Source organism: Streptomyces shinuiensis (genome assembly GCF_043660855.1).
Lineage (GTDB): Bacteria > Actinomycetota > Actinomycetes > Streptomycetales > Streptomycetaceae > Streptomyces.
Genome location: NZ_JBIHML010000001.1, coordinates 3683682 through 3701704, shown reverse-complemented (window position 1 = coordinate 3701704; position 18023 = coordinate 3683682). Strand labels below are relative to the sequence as shown.

The window sequence follows — 18023 nt, the reverse complement described above, 5'->3', positions numbered from 1 at the left end:
CCGGCCTCACGAGGCGCTCCCGGATCCGCCGACCGCGCCGTCCTCGCGCATCGGGACGCGCACCCCGCGCTCGGCGGCGACCTCCTCGGCACGCTCGTACCCGGCGTCCACATGGCGGATGACGCCCGTGCCCGGGTCGTTGGTGAGCACCCGGCGGATCTTCTCCCCGGCCAGCGGTGTGCCGTCGGCGACGGTGACCTGCCCGGCGTGGATCGAGCGGCCCATGCCGACGCCGCCGCCGTGGTGGACGGAGACCCACGAGGCTCCGGAGGCCACGTTGACCATGGCGTTGAGCAGCGGCCAGTCGGCGATGGCGTCGGAGCCGTCGAGCATGGCCTCGGTCTCGCGGTACGGCGAGGCCACCGAGCCGCAGTCCAGGTGGTCGCGGCCGATGGCCAGCGGTGCGGAGATCTCGCCGGAGGCCACCATGTCGTTGAAGCGCTCCCCGGCCCGGTCACGCTCCCCGTAGCCGAGCCAGCAGATGCGGGCGGGCAGGCCCTGGAAGTGCACCCGCTCCCCGGCCATCCGGATCCAGCGGGCCAGGGACTCGTTCCCGGGGAAGAGGTCGAGCACGGCGCGGTCGGTGGCGGCGATGTCCTTCGGGTCACCCGAGAGCGCGGCCCATCGGAAGGGCCCCCTGCCCTCGCAGAACAGCGGCCGGATGTAGGCGGGCACGAAGCCGGGGAAGGCGAACGCCCTGTCGTAGCCGGCCAGTTTCGCCTCGCCGCGGATGGAGTTGCCGTAGTCGAAGACCTCGGCGCCGGCGTCCTGGAAGCCGACCATCGCCTCCACGTGGCGGGCCATCGACTCCCGTGCCCGCACGGTGAAGTCGGCGGGCTTCTCGGCGGCGTAGGAGGCCATGTCCGCGAAGTCGACGCCCAGCGGCAGGTAGGCCAGCGGGTCGTGGGCGGAGGTCTGGTCGGTGACGATGTCGACCGGCGCGCCCATGGCCAGCAGGCGCGGCACCGCGTCGGCGGCGTTGCCCAGGACTCCGATCGACAGCGGGCGCCGGGCGTCGCGCGCCTCGGTGGCCAGCCGCAGGGCGTGGTCGAGGGAGTCGGCGCGCACGTCGAGGTAGCGGTGCCCGATGCGGCGCTCGACGGCGCGCGGGTCGCAGTCGACGCAGATGACCACTCCGCCGTTCATGGTGACCGCCAGCGGCTGGGCGCCGCCCATGCCGCCGAGTCCGGCGGTGAGGGTGATCGTCCCGGCCAGCGAGCCGCCGAAGCGCTTGGCCGCGACGGCGGCGAAGGTCTCGTAGGTGCCCTGGAGGATGCCCTGGGTGCCGATGTAGATCCACGAGCCGGCCGTCATCTGGCCGTACATGGTGAGCCCGAGCGCCTCCAGACGGCGGAACTCCTCCCAGTTGGCCCAGTCGCCCACCAGGTTGGAGTTGGCGATCAGCACGCGCGGCGCCCACTCATGGGTGGTCAGCACGCCGACCGGGCGGCCCGACTGGACGAGCATCGTCTCGTCCGGCCCCAGGGTGGTGAGGGTGCGGACCATGGCGTCGAAGGAGCGCCAGTCGCGGGCGGCCTTGCCGGTGCCGCCGTAGACGACGAGCTTCTCGGGGTGCTCGGCGACCTCGGGGTCGAGGTTGTTCCGCAGCATGCGCAGGGCGGCCTCCTGCTGCCAGCCCCGGGCGGTCAGCCCGGAGCCGCGCGGGGCCCGTACGGTTCGCGGCCCCGAGGGCCCTGAGAGATCTGCCATGGTCCCCTGCCTCCGGATTTGAATTGGTTACTACATCAACTCTATTCACTGAATAGAACTAGTCAACGGGTGGTGTCGTCCGTCTGCTCCGGCCGTGTTTGTCTTGTGCGCATGGCTTACACGCACCACGCCGCCGTTCCGCCGGAGCCCCCCATGGCCTCGGACTCCCCCGAGACCCCCGGGGCCTCCGACGCCTCCGGGTCCCGCGGGAGCCCGCGGGCCGCCGCGGCCGTCGCCCGCCGCGACGCCGCCGTACGGGCCGCCGTCGCCCGCGGGCTGCTCTCCGACGAGCACCCGGTCGCGGCCCTGCTGGACGTGGCGTCCGTACGGGAGACGGCCGCCGCCCTGCACGCCGCCTTCGAGGAGGTGACAGCGCCCGGCCAGCGCGTGCTGCACTCCTTCGCGGTGAAGGCCTCCTCCCTGGTCCCCGTGCTGCGGCTGCTCGCCGACTGCGGGCTGGGCTGCGAGGTCGCCAGCCCCGGCGAGCTGGCCCTGGCCCGGGCCGCCGGGGTCGGGCCGGACCGCATCGTCCTGGACTCGCCCGCCAAGACCTCCGGCGAGCTGCGCGAGGCCCTGGAGCTGGGCATCGCGCTCAACGCGGACAACCGCCAGGAGCTGGAGCGCCTGGACGCCCTGACGGCCCCCGGCGCCCTGCCCTCCCTTTCCGGGGGCCGGTCCGCCTCGCCGGTCGGCCTGCGCGTCAACCCGCAGCTCGGCGGCGGCAGCATCGGTGCGATGAGCACCGCGACGGCCACCTCGAAGTTCGGTTTCGCCCTCCAGGACGAGGGGGCGCGCGAGTTCGTCGTACGCGCCTGCGTGGAGCGCCCCTGGATCACCCGGCTGCACTGCCACGTCGGCTCCCAGGGCATGCCGCTGGAGAAGATGGCCTCGGGCGTGGCCGCCACCTACGAGCTGGCCGAGGAGATCAACCGAGCCGCCGGGGAACGGCGGATCGACACCCTCGACATCGGCGGCGGCCTCCCGGTCAACTTCGGCTCCGAGGAGGTCTCCCCCACCTTCGCCGAGTACGCCCGGCTGCTGCGCGACACCGTCCCCGGCCTGTTCGACGGACGCTACGGGCTGGTCACCGAGTTCGGGCGGTCGGTGCTGGCCAAGTGCGGGCTGGTGCTGGCCCGGGTGGAGTACGCCAAGAGCTCCGGGGGCCGCCCGATAGCGGTCACCCACGCGGGCGCCCAGGTCGCCGTGCGGACGGTCTTCGCACCCGAGGCGTGGCCGCTGCGGGTCGCCGCCTACGACGGGCTGGGCCGGCCCAAGCGGGGCGCGCCCGTGGTGCAGGACATCGCAGGGCCCTGCTGCTTCGCCGGCGACCTCGTGGCGCGAGGCCGGGAACTGCCGGAGCTGGCCTCCGCCGATCTGGTGGCTCTGCTGGACACGGGGGCGTACTACTTCTCCACCCCGTTCGACTACAACAGCCTGCCCAGGCCGGGCGTGTACGGCTTCACCACCGGGGACCCCGCGAGCACCGCGGCGGACGACGCGACGGACGGGGCGGACGGCGGCGTGCGCTTCGCGACCGTACGCCCGCCCCAGACCCTCGACGACCTCGTCGCCGCGTCCGGCGGGGCTCAGCGCGACGCGCTCACCGCGCCGCGGCCGTGACCCGCGCCCGGGGGCGGCGCTCCCGGGCCGCGCCCGGCGCCGGGGTCCGGCGGCGGGCACCGCCCGGCGCGGCGTCCCCGGCCAGCGGACCGGTGGTCACCCAGCCGCTGACGTCCCCGCGGGAGGGGCTGCGCCCGTCAGCCCGCTCCGGGCGCACCCACAGCAGCTTCTCGTTGCGCCGCTCCCAGCGGCCCAGCCACACCGCCTTGGCCCGCAGTCCCGCGCCCGCCCCGGCCAGCAGCATGCCGCCGGCGGCCGGGGCGGCCAGGGACGAGGCCGCGGCGGCCAGGAAGGCGGCGGCCAGCCACCAGCGTCGCCTGCGCAGCCAGCCGCGCACGGTCACCGCCCGGTCGTGGAGCACCACCCACTTGCCCGCCGCGGTCGACGCCTTGATCAGCCCGGTGCAGCGGCGGCGGCGTACCAGGAAGGCCGCGGCGGCCGCCGCGAGGAGGAGCGCGGTCCCGCCCAGGATCCCGGTGCGCCGTCCGGTCAGCCCCGGTACGGCCAGGCCGACGCCCGCGGCCGCAAGGCCGGTCCACCACAGCGCGGTGCCCGCGGTCCGCGTGTACACCGCCACCCTCGCCAGCGCGTACGCTCCCCGTCCCACGGCAGCCCTCCTCTTTCCTTCCGGTGACGTTCTCCGTTCGGCTGTGTGCCGCCACCGCGTCACCGCGTGGCGGCTCGCTCGGTGCGAAAGCGTACTGAGGAATGATGAGATTCGCCTGAGAGAACGGCGGATCCCGGCCGGGATCCGGTCAGTCGGCGAACAGGCCCCGTTCGGCGGCGCGCGCGTCGAAATCCTCCAGCCGGGCCTGCGCGTCGGGCAGTTCGTCGCACATCGCCTCCAGCAGCACCCGTCCCAGCATCATGGGCGAGCAGGCGGTGTCGAAGGACAGCGTGGTCCCGACGGCGGCCGGCAGCAGCAGGTCGCCGGGGCGGGCGACGGGCGCGAAGACGCTGTCGGCGACGGTGACGATCCGCAGTCCGGCCTCCCGGGCGTGCTCCAGCGCCGCCACCGTCTCGCGCGGGTGGCGGGGCAGCGCGAAGCACAGCAGCGTGCTCGCACCGGCCCGCACCGCGGCGTCGAGGCGGTCGTCCAGCATCGAGCCGCCCTCGTCCAGCAGCCGTACGTCCGGGTGCACCTTGGCGGCGAAGTACGCGAAGCCGCGGGCCTGTGCGGCGGCGGCCCGCAGCCCCAGGACGGGCAGCGGCCGGGAGGCGGCCAGCAGTCGCCCGGCCTCGGCGACGGGGGCGGGGTCGGCCAGCAGGGCCGCGAGCTGCCGCAGGTGCCCGATCTCGGCGTGCACGGCCTGCTGGTACGCGTTGCCCGCCGCGCCGCCGTCCGCCCCGGCACCGGGAGCGCCGTCCGCCGAGGGCGCGGGGAGAGCCTCGCGCAGATGCCTGCGCAGCGCCGGATAGCCGTCGAAGCCCAGGGCCACGGCGAAGCGGGTCACAGACGGCTGGCTGACCCCGGCCAGCTCCGCCAGTTCCACGCTGGACAGGAACGGGGCGTCGTCCGCGCGCCGCACCATGCAGTGGGCGATCCGCCGCTGGGTGGGGGTCAGGCGGTGCCCCTCGAACATCCTCAGCAGCCGCGCGCCCGCACCGCTCACCGTGCCCACCTGCCCCTCCGCCCCTCTTCAGGACCCTCCTGCTCCGCATAAGCCTATTCAGTATCGTCCCGGTCCCCGCCCCGGTGCCCGGCGGTCACCGGGCACCGGGGCGGCCGGGGCACATACGCACGGGGGCCCGGGCCGCGGTGGGGTGCCGGGGCCGTGGGGTGGCGCGGGCCGGCCCACGGGGCGGGCGCGCGGGAACCGCCGCACCCCGGTGCGGGCACCGGGGCGGGACGGCGGCGGTCCCCGCGAAGACGCGCGGCCGGGCCTGGCCCGCGTCCCGGGCGCCGGGAGGGGTCCGGGAGCCGCTCCGGAAGTCCTCCGCGCCGTTGGACACCACAGTGCCCGACGGGTGTTAACCGCGTTTTTCGAGGCCGTGACGGCCCGGTACCTACTCCGCCCCGCCGCTTCCGGCCCCGGTGCCCCGGGCGAGGAAGGCCAGCAGGTCCTGGCGGCTGACCACCCCGGTCGGTTTGCCCTCCACCAGCACGATCGCCGCGTCGGCCCCCTCCAGCACCGCCATCAGGTCGGCGACCGGCTCACCCGAGCCGACCTGCGGCAGCGGTGCGCTCATATGGGCCTCCAGCGGGTCCTCCAGCTTGGCGCGCCCGGTGAACAGCGCGTCCAGCAGGTCGCGTTCGACGATCGAGCCGACGACCTCGGCCGCCATCACATCCGGGTGCCCGGCGCCGGGCTTGACCACGGGCATCTGCGAGACGCCGTACTCGCGCAGCACCTCGACGGCCTCGCCGACCGTCTCCTCGGGATGCATGTGGACCAGTGAGGGCAGCCCGCCGTCCTTGCGGCGCAGCACGTCGCCGACGCGGGCCTGGGCGGGCCCGCCCTCCTCCAGGAAGCCGTAGTCCGCCATCCACTCGTCGTTGAAGATCTTCGAGAGGTAGCCGCGCCCGCCGTCCGGCAGCAGGACGACGACCGTGTCGTCCTCCCCGAGGCCCTCGGCCACGCGCAGCGCCGCGACCACGGCCATGCCGCAGGAGCCGCCGACCAGCAGGCCCTCCTCGCGGGCCAGCCGCCGCGTCATCCGGAAGGAGTCCTTGTCGGAGACGGCGACGATCTCGTCCGTCACCTCGCGGTCGTAGGCGCTGGGCCAGAAGTCCTCGCCGACGCCCTCCACCAGGTAGGGGCGCCCCGAGCCGCCGGAGTACACCGAGCCCTCCGGGTCGGCGCCGACGATCCGCACCTTCCCGCCGGAGACCTCCTTTAGGTAGCGGCCGGTGCCGCTGATGGTGCCGCCGGTGCCGATGCCGGCCACGAAGTGGGTGATCCTCCCGTCCGTCTGCTCCCACAGCTCGGGACCGGTGGTCTCGTAGTGGGAGCGCGGGTTGTTCGCGTTGCTGTACTGGTCCGGCTTCCAGGCACCCGGCGTCTCGCGCACCAGCCGGTCGGAGACGTTGTAGTAGGAGTCGGGGTGCCCGGGGTCGACCGCGGTGGGGCAGACCACGACCTCGGCGCCGTATGCGCGCAGTGTGTTGATCTTGTCCGTGGACACCTTGTCCGGGCAGACGAAGACGCAGCGGTAGCCCTTCTGCTGGGCCACGATCGCCAGCCCCACCCCGGTGTTGCCGGAGGTGGGCTCGACGATGACGCCGCCCGGTTTCAGCTCGCCGGAGCGTTCGGCGGCCTCGATCATCCGGACCGCGATCCGGTCCTTCACCGAACCGCCCGGGTTGAAGTACTCGACCTTGGCCAGAACGGTGGCCCGGATCCCCGCGGCCACGTTGTTCAGCTTGAGCAGCGGGGTGTTGCCGACAAGCTCGATCATCGAATCGTGATACTGCACCTGGTTCTCCGCGTTCGGGGGCAGTCGCCGTCGCCTGCCCGTACAGCCAGCCTAGGGGGACGCCGGAGCGGTGTTGACGCGCGTTGCGCAGCAACCTGTACTGGGCATGACACTCATGGTGACGTGTGGGTACCGCACCGATCGCGCGCCGGGCGCACAGGGCGCGAGTACGGGGTGCGAGAAGGCTGCGGGGGCGCGGCGGAACGGAGGGCCCGATGGCGAGGGCTGTGGCCGGACCGGTGTCCGGGGCGGGAGTGGCGCGCAGGATCGCGACCGCCGCGGCGTACGGCGGCGGAGGAGCCGGACTGCTCGGCGGAGCGGCCGTCGGCCTGCTGATGGCCGAGGTACGGCTGGCGCGGCGCCGGGTGGGCGGGTCGGACGATGTGCCGCCGGTGGCGGACGGGGTGTACGGCACGGCCGTCGCCTCCGCCGGTCCGGGCGCGCAGGCCACACCGCTGCGGCTGGCGGTGCTCGGCGACTCCACCGCCGCCGGGCAGGGCGTGCACCGGCCGAGGCAGACCCCGGGCGCACTGCTGGCGGCGGGACTGGCCGCGGTGGCGGAGCGGCCGGTGCGACTGCGCAACGTGGCGCTGTCGGGGGCGTGCTCGGACGACCTGGACCGCCAGGTCTCACGGCTGCTGGAGAACGGCGGCACCGACGGCGACGGCCCTCCCGACGTGTGCGTCGTCATGATCGGCGCGAACGACGTCACCCACCGCGTACCGCCCGCCGCCTCGGTGCGGCTGCTGCGGGACGCGGTGGCGCGGCTGCGGGCGGCCGGGTGCGAGGTCGTGGTGGGCACCTGCCCGGACCTGGGCACGGTCGAGCCGGTCGCCCAGCCGCTGCGCTGGCTGGCCCGCCGGATGAGCCGCCGGCTCGCGGCGGCCCAGACGGTCGCCGTGGTGGAGCAGGGCGGCCGGACGGTCTCACTGGGCGACCTGCTGGGCCCGGAGTTCGAGGCGAACCCGCGGGAGCTGTTCGGCCCCGACAACTACCACCCCTCGGCGGAGGGCTACGCGACCGCCGCCATGGCCTTCCTGCCCACACTCTGCGCCGCGCTGGACCTGTGGCCGGAGGACGACGGGAGCCCCGGCGGCCCCGGCGCCGCACGCCGCGGGGGCACCCTCCCCGCCGAAGGCCCCCTCCCCGCCGAAGGCGTCCTTACCACCGAAGGCCCCCTCCCCGCCGAAGGCGTCCTTACCACCGAGGAAGCCCTCCCCGTCGAGGCCGCCGCGGCCGCCGCGGCCGGCGAGGGCGGTACGGAGGTCTCGGGGGCGCGCGGCCCCCTGGCGCTGCTGAGGCGCCGCCGCAGGCGGCTGCCCGTGGCCGGGGCGCCCGAGCCGGCGGGCGCCGGGTGACCGTACGCCCGGACGCCGACCCGCGGCGGGCTTCCCCACGGCCCGCCGCGGTCCGGGAGGGTCTGGAACGGTCCGGCGAACGGGTAGAACTGAGCAAGCGCTTAGAAAAGAGGCCCGGATCACACGTGGCGAGTCGTGACCGCCGCCTTACGGAACGGTAGTTTCCAAGCATCCACAGCCCTCCGCCCTCGTTCCCTGGAGCCGTGATGCCCGAAGCCGTGATCGTCTCAGCAGCCCGTTCGCCGATCGGACGCGCCTTCAAGGGCTCGCTCAAAGACGTCCGCCCGGACGACCTGACCGCCGGCATCGTCAAGGCCGCGCTGGACAAGGTGCCGCAGCTGGACCCGACCGAGATCGACGACCTGATGCTGGGCTGCGGTCTGCCCGGCGGCGAGCAGGGCCACAACCTCGGCCGGGTCGTCGCCGTCCAGATGGGGATGGACCACCTGCCGGGCTGCACCGTCACCCGCTACTGCTCGTCCTCGCTGCAGACCACCCGCATGGCCATGCACGCCATCAAGGCGGGCGAGGGCGACGTGTTCGTCTCGGCCGGCGTCGAGGCGGTCTCCCGCTCGGTCAACGGCACCTCCGACGGCATGCCCGGCACCCACAACCCGGTCTTCGCCGACGCCGAGGCGCGCACCGCCGCCCGCGCCGAGTCCGGCGGCGAGGGCTGGCACGACCCGCGCGAGGACGGCGGGCTGCCGGACGTCTACATCGCCATGGGCCAGACCGCCGAGAACCTCGCCCGCCTCAAGGGCGTCACTCGGCAGGACATGGACGAGTTCGGCGTGCGGTCGCAGAACCTCGCCGAGAAGGCCATCGCCTCCGGCTTCTGGGAGCGCGAGATCACCCCGGTCACCCTGCCCGACGGCACGGTCGTCTCCAAGGACGACGGCCCGCGCGCGGGCGTGACACTGGAGGGCGTGCAGGGTCTCAAGCCCGTCTTCCGCCCCGACGGCCTGGTCACCGCGGGCAACTGCTGCCCGCTCAACGACGGCGCCGCCGCGCTGGTGATCATGTCCGACACCAAGGCGCGCGAGCTGGGTATCACCCCGCTGGCCCGGATCGTCTCCACCGGCGTCTCCGGCCTGTCCCCCGAGATCATGGGCCTGGGCCCGGTCGAGGCGTCGAAGAGGGCGCTGAAGCTGGCCGGCATGAGCATCGGCGACATCGACCTTGTGGAGATCAACGAGGCGTTCGCCGCCCAGGTGATCCCCTCCTACCGGGACCTGGGCATCGACGTGGACAGGCTCAACGTCAACGGCGGCGCCATCGCCGTCGGCCATCCCTTCGGCATGACCGGCGCCCGTATCACCACCACGCTGATCAACTCCCTCCAGTGGCACGACAAGCAGTTCGGCCTGGAGACGATGTGCGTCGGCGGCGGCCAGGGCATGGCCATGGTCATCGAGCGCCTGAGCTGAACCGGCCACGGACGCGGGCCATGCCGGCGGCGCCGTCGCCGCCGGCATGGCCCGCGTCACACCGGCCCGGCGCGCGATGTGATCTGACCCACCGTCGGCGCGCCGTCGATGCACCGGTGAGACCGAAGAGCCCCCAGGATGTGACCTATGTCCTGGGGGCTCGTCGTCTTCCCTGCTCACAGGGTTCCCGTTGGTCCGCACGGGGGCCCGCGCACGCCCTTTTGGCGGTGCCCGGCACACCGCTCGACAGGAGATTCCCCTCCGGCTGCGATAGGAATTCAGGGATCGGAGTTCCAACCGGGAGTACGTCAGTGAGCGCCATATCCCTCATCCTGCTGCTGGCCGCCGCCGTCGCCGCGGCTCTGGGCGGCGCCGCCCTGCACACCGCCCTGGGCCTGCGTCGCCGGCTCGCCGAGCTGCGGGCGCGGCTCGCCGCGGCCGAGGCGCGCGGGGCCCTGGCGCACGCCCCCGTCCCTCCGGCGCGTACGTCCCCGGACGCCGGGGAGATCCGGTCCGCCGTCGCCGACGCCCTCGCGGAGGAGCGCGAGCGCGAGCTGGCCGAGGCCCGCGCCTTCTGGGCCGCCCAGGAGGCCCGCGACGACCGCGCCGAGAGCCTCCTGCCGGAGGGGCGCGGCGCGGAGTACGAGGGCGCCGGCCCCGACCCGGCGCTGCTCGACGCACTGCTGGAGCGCGCCCTGGGCGGCGGTACGCACGAGGACGAGGCGTTCGTACCGCACCAGACGGACCGGGAGGAGGCCGGTTCCGGGCCGGGTGTCCGGCGTCCCGCCGCACCCGGCTCCGAGGACCTCGGGGATCCCGGAGGGTCCGGGGCATCCGGGAACACGGCCGGGGCCGACTCCGCGGAACTGGCCGCGGCACGCCGCCGCCACCCCTCCCACCCCGGCTACGACCTGAACGGCGCGCCCGTCGTCCCCGGCCCCGCGGCCGGGCCCGACGACTTCGAGGACTCCGACGCCGCCGACTCCGACGGCGCCACCGACCACGAGTCCACCCGCCTGCGGCTGGCGGAACTGGCCGAGCGCCGCACGCCGCTGACCGACGTACGGCCCGGCCCGCTGGGCACGCTGGACATCTACGTCTTCGCCGACGGCACCACCGTCTGCATGACGCCCGGCCACCGCGAGACCGCCGAGCGGCTCGCCGCCGCGGTGCGCGAGGGCGCCGGGCCGGTGCTGCTGGGCGGCTCGGGCGTCCTCGGCGCGTACGCCCTCACCTTCGCGTGCGGCGAGGAGAGCGTCTACGTCCTGGCCGACCGGGTCATCGCCTCGCTCTGAGGGCCGCTTCGAGCGCCGCGGACTCGGCGGCCTCCACCAGCGCCACGGCCCCGGCCAGTTCCCGGGGCCCGGCCCCGGCCGGCTCACCGGCCGCCCGCAGCGCCTCCGCCAGGTCGTGCCCGGCCACCGCGAGTTGGTCCCCGACGGCGAAGAGGCCCGCGTCGGGCAGGGAGCGCGGGGGGCGGCCGGGGAACTCCAGGCGCTGGGCGCGGTCGGTCAACTCCCTGGCCAGTCCAAGCCCCTCGGCCGCCGCACCCCGGGCCAGGGCGCTCTGCGGCATGGCCCGCAGCCGGTCGGCGAAGCGGTCCACGGCGGTCAGCAGGGTGGTCACGTCGGGCACGGCGCAACCCTATGCGCCCCGCGCACACCACCGCCAACGGGCAGGACACGCGGGCGGAACGCGTTGAGGGGCCCCGGGGCGTGATGCCCCGGGGCCCCTCACAGGTCCCGTCCGGTCCGGCCGGGAGGCCGGTGTCCGGGCAGCCGGATCAGTCGCTGCTCTGCAGGATGGCGATCAGCCGCAGGAACTCCAGGTAGATCCAGACCAGGGTCAGGGTCAGGCCGAAGGCGGCCAGCCAGGACTCCTCGCGGGGGGCACCGTAGGCGATGCCGTCCTCGACCTGCTTGAAGTCCAGGGCCAGGAAGGCGGCGCCGAGCACGATGCCGATGACGCCGAACAGGATGCCCAGGCCACCGCTGCGGAAGCCGAGACCGTCACCGCCACCGAAGACGGCGAACAGCAGGTTGACGCCCATCAGCAGGACGAAGCCGATGGCCGCGGCCATCACGAAGCGGTAGAAGCGCCGCGTGACGCGGATGATGCGGGCCTTGTACATGAACAGCACCGCGGCGAAGACCGCCATGGTGCCCAGCACCGCCTGCATCGCCGCGCCGTTGGCGATGTAGCTGTCGACGTAGTTGCTGACGGCTCCGAGGAACAGGCCCTCGAAGGCGGCGTAGGCCAGGATCAGCGGGGGCGACGCCTTGCGCTTGAAGGACTGCACCAGGCCCAGTACCAGCGCGATCAGCATCGCGCCCAGGGCCAGGCCGAGCGACAGGTCCGTGATCCACGCCACAGCCGCCATGGCGACGACCAGGCCCACCGTCATCGACGTACGGGCGACGACGTCGTCCATCGTCATCCGGCCGGCCTGCGGCGGGGCGGCGGGCGGGGAGCCCGGCTGTCCGGCCGTCCGGGGCTGCTGGGCGTAGGGGTTGGTGGGCTGGGGGCCGGTCGCGTACGGGCTGGCGGCGTACGGGTTCCCGGCCTGCGGCTGCTGCGTGGCGTTGAAACCGGCGTAGCCGTTGTCTCGGCTGAATCCCCGTCGCGAGAAGACCGGGTTACTGCTCCTCATCTCACTCCTCCATGGCCGCACCGCGCGGCCCTTCCTCAAGAGTAATGCTTTAGCAAAGACCGCACGGTAGTGCACCGGCAAGAACGACGGAAGGAGTCGTGATTGTTCCGGTACCCGGCGTCGCGACGGTGATACCCCGCCAGGGACCGCCGCGCACCCGACCGGCCGAACGAGATCCCGACCGCCGCCGGCAGCCTCGGCCGGACGCCGCGGCACAGGCACAAGCACAGGCGCACGGCGCACCCGGCGGGCGCGGCCGCCGCCGGCCTCCCCGCGCGAGAGCCGCCCGGCCGGTGGGCCGGCAGCGCTCGGGGGCCCGTGCCCCGAGCGGCCGGAGCGCGCAGGTCGGCGGGTCCGCTCCCACACCCCCGTGCGCCGGGGCCCGGGTCTTGGCACCCGCCCGCCGCGGGGGGAGATTGGACCGTGCAAGGCAGTGCAGGCTCCCACCCCCCTTCCCCTTCGGAGGAGTTCATGCTGTCCGTACGCACCCACATCGCCGCGGCCGTAGCGGCCTGCCTTCTCGCCGGCGCCGGTACCGCGGTGGCCGCCCCGTCCCACGTCGCCGGCAAGACGGGGCAGCGGTCCGGGCCGACCACCGCCGTCAGCAGGTTCGACGACGGCAGCTTCGAGTACCCGACGGTCGGGACGAACACGTTCCGGACCATCGGGAGCGGTCAGCCCATCGGCCCGTGGAGGGTCACCTCCGGAGCCGTGGACCTGATCGGCGCCGGGTTCTGGCAGGCCGCCGAGGGCGACCAGTCCGTCGACCTCAACGCCACCACCGCGGGAACCGTGGCCCAGACCTTCACCACCACCCCGGGGAGGACGTACACGGTGACGTACTCCCTCGCCGGCAACCCGGAGGGCAGCGCCTCACTGCCGAGGACGGGCCGGGCCCTCGTCGACGGGCAGAACTTCCAGGACTTCTCCTTCGACGTCACCGGCAGGACACGGGCCGACATGGGCTACGTGACACGGCAGTTCACCTTCGTCGCCAACAACGGCACCACGACCCTCGCGTTCGCCAGCACCGTCGGCGGCTCCTACGGGCCCGTCATCGACGACGTCAGGGTCCACGCCTGCTGCCCGGACTCCTGCTGCCGCTGATCCGCGCCACCCCGCCGCCCCGGGCCGCCCACGGCCGCCCGGGGCCCTGAAAAGCGGCTACGAGGTGATGTGGCGTGGGGGCGGCCCGAGTACCTGCCGCGGTCCCGGCCGGACCACGTCCCGCATCAGGAATGGGTGCCGCCCCTCCTCTTCGCCGTCCACGGCGGCCCTATCGCGTACCTGACACAGCACGTCGGGCATCGCCTTCCGCTGTCGCGACGCGGTCACCTCCCCCAGGCGGGCCCGGCCGCACCCGGCCGCGCGGGACCGGCGCGGAGGAAGGCCGCCCACACGGCTGCCGCCTCCCGCATACGGGGCGCCCACGACGCCCCGCCCGCCCGAGCCACGGGGCGTCCGAGGTGGCACGCTCCCAGCACACGAGACGGGCCGCGCCGTCCCGGAGGCGGTACAGCCGGTGGCTGGCACGGTGCAGGCAGTCGTGCGCGTAGCCGCGCAGCAGGTCCGGAGCCGCCAGTCGCCGCCCGTGGCGCGTCGGACCGCTCTGCTCGCCGCGTGTCGGCGTACGGCTGCCCGACCGTGCCGGGGCACGGCCCTGCCGTCTCCGACCGCCGTTTCGGCGGCGATGTCGCCGGTCGGCGGCTTCGGCAGCGGATCGTCCCTCGGGCCGGGGCTGCGAACGGTGCCGGTGATGCCCCCATCAGGGGGCCGTAGGGGGGGTCCGGTGTGCCCGGAGCCGGATTCGAACCGGCACGGCCTGTAGGCCAACGAGGTTTAAGCTCGTCGTGTCTGCATTCCACCATCCGGGCACCGGCTCATGGACCGCACGACTGGCTACGGCCATCCCCTGGACGCTCAACGAGCCTATCCGCGGCGCTCGTTCGGACAACGGGCTTCCGACCTCAGGTTGTCTGATTTTATTGGCAACTGATGCGGCATCAGCGGCGCGCGCCCCTCTTCAAAGAGGATCACGTGTCCCCGCGCTGTCTTCAGGAATGACGGAAAGTCGCTGCCCAGCCACAGGAAGGCACCAGGGTGTCCTCTCCTCCTCAGGGATGACACGGGCCGTCCCGGTCCCCCCGGAGGCTTCCTCCGAGACCGGTTCGGGGGTGGACGCCGGTGACCGGTTTCGCACGGACGATGGAGGGGTCCCCGTCAAGCCGCTGTGACAGGAGCCCCTTCCCGTGACCACCAGTACCCCGTCCGACGCCCTCTCCGCGCCCTCCGCCGCCGCCGGCGCCGCGGCCGCCCGCGCCGTGGACCTGACCAAGGTCTACGGCCAGGGCGAGACGAAGGTGGTGGCCCTGGACTCCGTCACCGTGGACTTCCGGCAGGGCCGGTTCACCGCGATCATGGGCCCGTCGGGTTCGGGCAAGTCGACGCTGATGCACTGCATGGCCGGCCTGGACTCGTTCTCCTCCGGATCGGCCTGGATCGGGGAGACCGAGCTGTCCTCCCTGAAGGAGAAGAAGCTCACCCAACTGCGCCGGGACAAGATCGGTTTCATCTTCCAGGCGTTCAACCTGCTGCCGACGCTGACGGCGCTGGAGAACATCACGCTGCCGATGGACATCGCCGGCCGCAAGCCCGACCGGGAGTGGCTGGACCGGGTCGTGGAGACGGTCGGCCTGTCGGGCCGCCTGAGGCACCGCCCCAACCAGCTCTCCGGCGGCCAGCAGCAGCGCGTGGCGGTCGCCCGCGCCCTGGCCGCCCGGCCCGAGATCATCTTCGGTGACGAGCCGACCGGCAACCTCGACTCGCGTGCGGGTGCCGAGGTGCTGGGCTTCCTGCGCAACTCGGTGCGGGAGCTGGGCCGGACCGTGGTCATGGTGACCCACGACCCGGTGGCCGCCTCGTACGCGGACCGGGTCGTCTTCCTCGCCGACGGCCGGATCGTCGACGACATGGCCGGTCCCACCGCCGAGAGCGTCCTCGACCGCATGAAGGCCTTCGACGCCCGGGGCCGCACCAGCTGACCGGCCGGCCCCCGCCCCCCCGACCCGCCGCGCCGCGCCGCCACACCTATCCCAGGATCACGAGACCCCATGTTCCGTACCGCCCTGCGCAACGTGCTCGCGCACAAGGCCAGACTGCTGATGACCACGCTCGCCGTCATGCTCGGCGTGGCGTTCGTCGCCGGCACCCTGGTCTTCACCGCCACCCTCTCCGAGGCCTTCGCGAGGAGCTCCGCCAAGGGCTTCGAGGCCGTCGACGTGGTCGTCCGCCCCGACTTCTCCAGCGACGAGGCCGACCCCGGCGGCCCCTCCGACCTCCCCCGCGAACTGCTGGAGCGGACGCGGGAGCTGCCGGGTGTCGAGCACGCCACCGGAGCCGTCTCCGGCTTCGCCGCCCTCGCTGGCAAGGACGGCGGGCTGGTCGGCGAGGGCTGGTCGACCCAGGGCGGCAACTACGACACCGGCCCGGACGGATCGGGTGAGGACCCGCGCTACGACCTGCGCGAGGGCCGCGCCCCGCGGCGCGCCGGCGAGATCGCGCTGGACTCCGCGACCGCCGGGCGCACCGGCTACGGAGTCGGCGACACCGTAAGGCTGTCCGTCAGCGGCCCGGTCCGCGAGGAGGAGGTCACCGGCGTCTTCGACACCGACGACGGCAACGTCGCCGCCGGCGGCACCCTGGTGCTGTTCGACACCGCCACCGCCCAGGAGCTGTTCTCACAGCCCGGCATGTACAGCGAGATCGTCCTGACGGCCTCCGACGGCGTGGGCCAGCGGGAGTTGAGGAAGAGCGTCGAGAAGGTCCTGCCCGGGCAGGCCGAGGCGGTCACCGGGCAGACGCTCGCCGACGACCAGGCGAGGATGATCGAGGCGGAGATGGAGGGCATGCGCACCGGGCTGCTGGTGTTCGCCGGGATCTCGCTCTTCGTCGGCATCTTCATCATCGCCAACACCTTCACCATGCTGGTCGCCCAGCGCACGAAGGAGCTGGCGCTGCTGCGCGCGGTCGGCGCGAGCCGCCGGCAGGTGACCCGCTCGGTGCTGGTGGAGGCCGTGGTCGTCGGCGCGGTCGCCGCGGGGATCGGCCTGCTGGCGGGCATCGGGATCGGCGCCGGGCTGCGCTCGCTGATGGGTTCCCTCGGCCTCACCGTGCCGGACGGCCCGCTGATGGTCACCCCGGACGCGGTCATCGCCTCGCTGGTCGTCGGCATCAAGGTCACCGTGGCCGCGGCCTGGCTGCCCGCCCGCCGTGCCGCGAAGGTGCCGCCGGTCGCCGCGATGAACAGCGTGCACGCACCCGCCACCGTCCGCGGTCTGGTCGTGCGCAACACCATCGGCGCGGTACTGGCCGGCGCCGGGGCCGCGCTGGTGCTGACCGCCACCGGCATGGACGACGGCAAGATCCCGATGAGCACGGGCGCCGGGCTGCTGGTGATCGGCGTGTTCGTGCTGACGCCGCTGCTGTCGCGCCCGGTGATCGCGCTGACCTCGCCCGCGATGCGCACCGCCGGCGTGTCGGGGAAGCTGGCGCGTCTCAACGCCGTGCGCAACCCGCGCCGCACCGCCACCACCGCCGCGGCGCTGATGATCGGCCTCACACTGATCACCGGTCTGACCGTGATAGCGAGCAGCGTCCAGAAGGGCGTCGACAGGATGGCCACGGAGGCTCTCAAGGCCGACTACGTGGTCTCGATGGCCAACTACAGGCCGCTGTCCCCGGAGATCGAGCGGACGCTGGCCGAGCAGGACGAGGTCACGGCCCTCAGCCCGATGCGCAACTCCCTCTCCCGCATCGGCGACGAGTACGAGTTCCTCACCGGCGTCAGCGGTGAGGGCTTCGGAGAACTGGCCGGACTCGACTTCGTCGAGGGCTCGTTCGCGGGCCTGGGCGGCGAGAGCGTCATCGTGGACACCGGCACCGCGGAGGGTCGCGGCTGGAAGACCGGCTCGACCTTCGAGGTGACCTACGAGGACGGCGAGCGCGGCGAGCTGACCGTCGGAGGCGTGTACAGGGACAACGAGATGATGACCGGCATCATGCTCGACACCGCCGCCTTGGACCCGCACCTGGAGAAGGTCACCAGCATGCAGGTGCTGGTGGCCACCGAGGGCGGCGCGAGCGAGTCGGCCAAGTCCGCCCTGGAGGACGCCCTCGGCAACAATCCGGCCGTTCTCGTCCAGGACGAGAAGGACGTCTCGGAGTCCGTCGCCCAGATGATCACGCTGATGCTGAACATGCTCTACGGGCTGCTGGCCATGGCCGTGGTCGTCGCGGTGCTCGGGGTGGTCAACACCCTGGCCATGTCGGTCTTCGAGCGGTCGCAGGAGATCGGGATGCTGCGGGCGATCGGCCTGGACCGGCGCGGCACCAAGCGGATGGTCCGGCTGGAGTCGCTGGTGATCTCGCTGTTCGGCGGGGTGCTCGGCGTCGGACTGGGCGTCTTCTTCGGCTGGGCGGCCGGGGAGCTGATCTCCTCGTCGATGCCCACCTACGAACTGGTGCTGCCCTGGGAGCGGATGGGCGTCTTCCTGGCGCTGGCCGCGCTGGTGGGCGTGCTGGCCGCGCTGTGGCCGGCGCGGCGGGCCGCACGGCTGAACATGCTGGAGGCCGTCAAGACGCAGTGACGGGTGCGCCGCCGCGCGGCGGCGCACGGCACGGTGCCCTCGGGGTCCGGACCACTCGGCGGTCCGGACCCCGCCGCGTGCGCGGGCCCTTGCGGGCGCGGCGGCTCCACAGGCCCGGGCGCCGGGGTGCCCCGCGTCCCGCCCACAGCGCAGCACACCCCGGGGGCGGGCGCCCCTGGGGTGTGCTGCGCTGTGG

Annotated in this window: 13 protein-coding genes and 1 tRNA gene; 7 read left to right on the top strand and 7 right to left on the bottom strand. The window is 73.8% G+C overall.

Annotated features, from left to right (window positions below):
• Positions 1-6: 6 nt before the first annotated feature.
• Entirely contained in the window at positions 7-1710 is a 1704-nt protein-coding gene (gene hutU / locus ACGRHY_RS16915; protein WP_394636167.1) for a urocanate hydratase, read from the bottom strand.
• 153 nt (positions 1711-1863) lie between these two features.
• Here hutU and ACGRHY_RS16910 point away from each other — a divergent pair, with 153 nt between their 5' ends.
• Positions 1864-3330 (top strand): type III PLP-dependent enzyme domain-containing protein, encoded by a 1467-nt coding sequence (locus tag ACGRHY_RS16910; protein ID WP_394638087.1) that lies wholly within the window; start codon positions 1864-1866, stop codon positions 3328-3330.
• On the opposite strand, the gene ACGRHY_RS16905 is transcribed toward ACGRHY_RS16910, so the two are convergent.
• The 3 genes from ACGRHY_RS16905 to ACGRHY_RS16895 all read right to left on the bottom strand — a co-directional run bounded on the left by ACGRHY_RS16905 (position 3311) and on the right by ACGRHY_RS16895 (position 6747).
• Positions 3311-3937 carry a hypothetical protein gene (locus ACGRHY_RS16905; protein WP_394636166.1) on the bottom strand — a complete coding sequence of 209 codons (627 nt, stop codon included), beginning with the start codon at positions 3935-3937 and terminating at the stop codon, positions 3311-3313. The two genes, ACGRHY_RS16910 and ACGRHY_RS16905, sit on opposite strands and share 20 nt — an antisense overlap.
• A gap of 148 nt (positions 3938-4085) precedes the next feature.
• The gene (locus ACGRHY_RS16900) at positions 4086-4943 is read right to left on the bottom strand and encodes a MurR/RpiR family transcriptional regulator (protein ID WP_394636165.1); all 858 of its coding nucleotides are present in this window, start codon (positions 4941-4943) and stop codon (positions 4086-4088) included.
• A gap of 394 nt (positions 4944-5337) precedes the next feature.
• Positions 5338-6747: a cystathionine beta-synthase gene (locus ACGRHY_RS16895; RefSeq protein WP_394636164.1), complete on the bottom strand. Its 1410-nt coding sequence runs from the start codon at positions 6745-6747 to the stop codon at positions 5338-5340.
• Between the two features lie 215 nt (positions 6748-6962).
• Here ACGRHY_RS16895 and ACGRHY_RS16890 point away from each other — a divergent pair, with 215 nt between their 5' ends.
• From ACGRHY_RS16890 to ACGRHY_RS16880, 3 genes are all read left to right on the top strand, one after another.
• The gene (locus ACGRHY_RS16890; RefSeq protein WP_394636163.1) at positions 6963-8105 is read left to right on the top strand and encodes an SGNH/GDSL hydrolase family protein; all 1143 of its coding nucleotides are present in this window, start codon (positions 6963-6965) and stop codon (positions 8103-8105) included.
• A 206-nt stretch (positions 8106-8311) separates the two neighbouring features.
• Positions 8312-9532 carry an acetyl-CoA C-acetyltransferase gene (locus tag ACGRHY_RS16885; protein WP_394636162.1) on the top strand — a complete coding sequence of 407 codons (1221 nt, stop codon included), beginning with the start codon at positions 8312-8314 and terminating at the stop codon, positions 9530-9532.
• Positions 9533-9843: 311 nt separating this feature from the next.
• Positions 9844-10827, top strand: coding sequence for a hypothetical protein (locus ACGRHY_RS16880; protein ID WP_394636161.1), 984 nt, complete (start codon positions 9844-9846; stop codon positions 10825-10827).
• Here the strand turns inward: ACGRHY_RS16880 and ACGRHY_RS16875 are convergent.
• Both ACGRHY_RS16875 and ACGRHY_RS16870 read right to left on the bottom strand, forming a co-directional pair.
• Positions 10811-11167: a hypothetical protein gene (locus tag ACGRHY_RS16875; RefSeq protein ID WP_394636160.1), complete on the bottom strand. Its 357-nt coding sequence runs from the start codon at positions 11165-11167 to the stop codon at positions 10811-10813. The genes ACGRHY_RS16880 and ACGRHY_RS16875 overlap by 17 nt on opposite strands.
• 148 nt (positions 11168-11315) lie before the next feature.
• A complete protein-coding gene (locus tag ACGRHY_RS16870) occupies positions 11316-12182 on the bottom strand; it encodes a Bax inhibitor-1/YccA family protein (protein WP_394636159.1) in 867 nt (288 codons plus the stop codon).
• Between the two features lie 471 nt (positions 12183-12653).
• Between ACGRHY_RS16870 and ACGRHY_RS16865 the strand changes: the two genes are divergently transcribed.
• On the top strand, positions 12654-13289 hold the full coding sequence (locus ACGRHY_RS16865) for a choice-of-anchor C family protein (RefSeq protein WP_394636158.1): 636 nt from the start codon (positions 12654-12656) through the stop codon (positions 13287-13289).
• A gap of 685 nt (positions 13290-13974) precedes the next feature.
• Here the strand turns inward: ACGRHY_RS16865 and ACGRHY_RS16860 are convergent.
• Positions 13975-14056: transfer RNA gene (locus ACGRHY_RS16860), tRNA-Leu, on the bottom strand.
• Between the two features lie 375 nt (positions 14057-14431).
• On the opposite strand from ACGRHY_RS16860, the gene ACGRHY_RS16855 reads away from it, so the two are divergent.
• Together ACGRHY_RS16855 and ACGRHY_RS16850 are read left to right on the top strand one after the other, a co-directional pair.
• Complete coding sequence (locus ACGRHY_RS16855; RefSeq protein WP_394636157.1) at positions 14432-15223, top strand: ABC transporter ATP-binding protein; 792 nt, start codon at positions 14432-14434, stop codon at positions 15221-15223.
• A gap of 69 nt (positions 15224-15292) precedes the next feature.
• Entirely contained in the window at positions 15293-17827 is a 2535-nt protein-coding gene (locus ACGRHY_RS16850) for an ABC transporter permease (RefSeq protein ID WP_394636156.1), read from the top strand.
• Positions 17828-18023 lie beyond the last annotated feature (196 nt).

What these genes read in the sequence shown, in the direction of transcription:
- ACGRHY_RS16885 (WP_394636162.1), top strand. Translation starts at nt 8,312, where the DNA reads ATGCCCGAAGCCGTGATCGTCTCAGCAGCCCGTTCGCCGATCGGACGC.
- ACGRHY_RS16910 (WP_394638087.1), top strand. Translation starts at nt 1,864, where the DNA reads ATGGCCTCGGACTCCCCCGAGACCCCCGGGGCCTCCGACGCCTCCGGG.
- ACGRHY_RS16890 (WP_394636163.1), top strand. Translation starts at nt 6,963, where the DNA reads ATGGCGAGGGCTGTGGCCGGACCGGTGTCCGGGGCGGGAGTGGCGCGC.
- ACGRHY_RS16850 (WP_394636156.1), top strand. Translation starts at nt 15,293, where the DNA reads ATGTTCCGTACCGCCCTGCGCAACGTGCTCGCGCACAAGGCCAGACTG.
- hutU (WP_394636167.1), bottom strand. Translation starts at nt 1,710, where the DNA reads ATGGCAGATCTCTCAGGGCCCTCGGGGCCGCGAACCGTACGGGCCCCG.
- ACGRHY_RS16870 (WP_394636159.1), bottom strand. Translation starts at nt 12,182, where the DNA reads ATGAGGAGCAGTAACCCGGTCTTCTCGCGACGGGGATTCAGCCGAGAC.
- ACGRHY_RS16865 (WP_394636158.1), top strand. Translation starts at nt 12,654, where the DNA reads ATGCTGTCCGTACGCACCCACATCGCCGCGGCCGTAGCGGCCTGCCTT.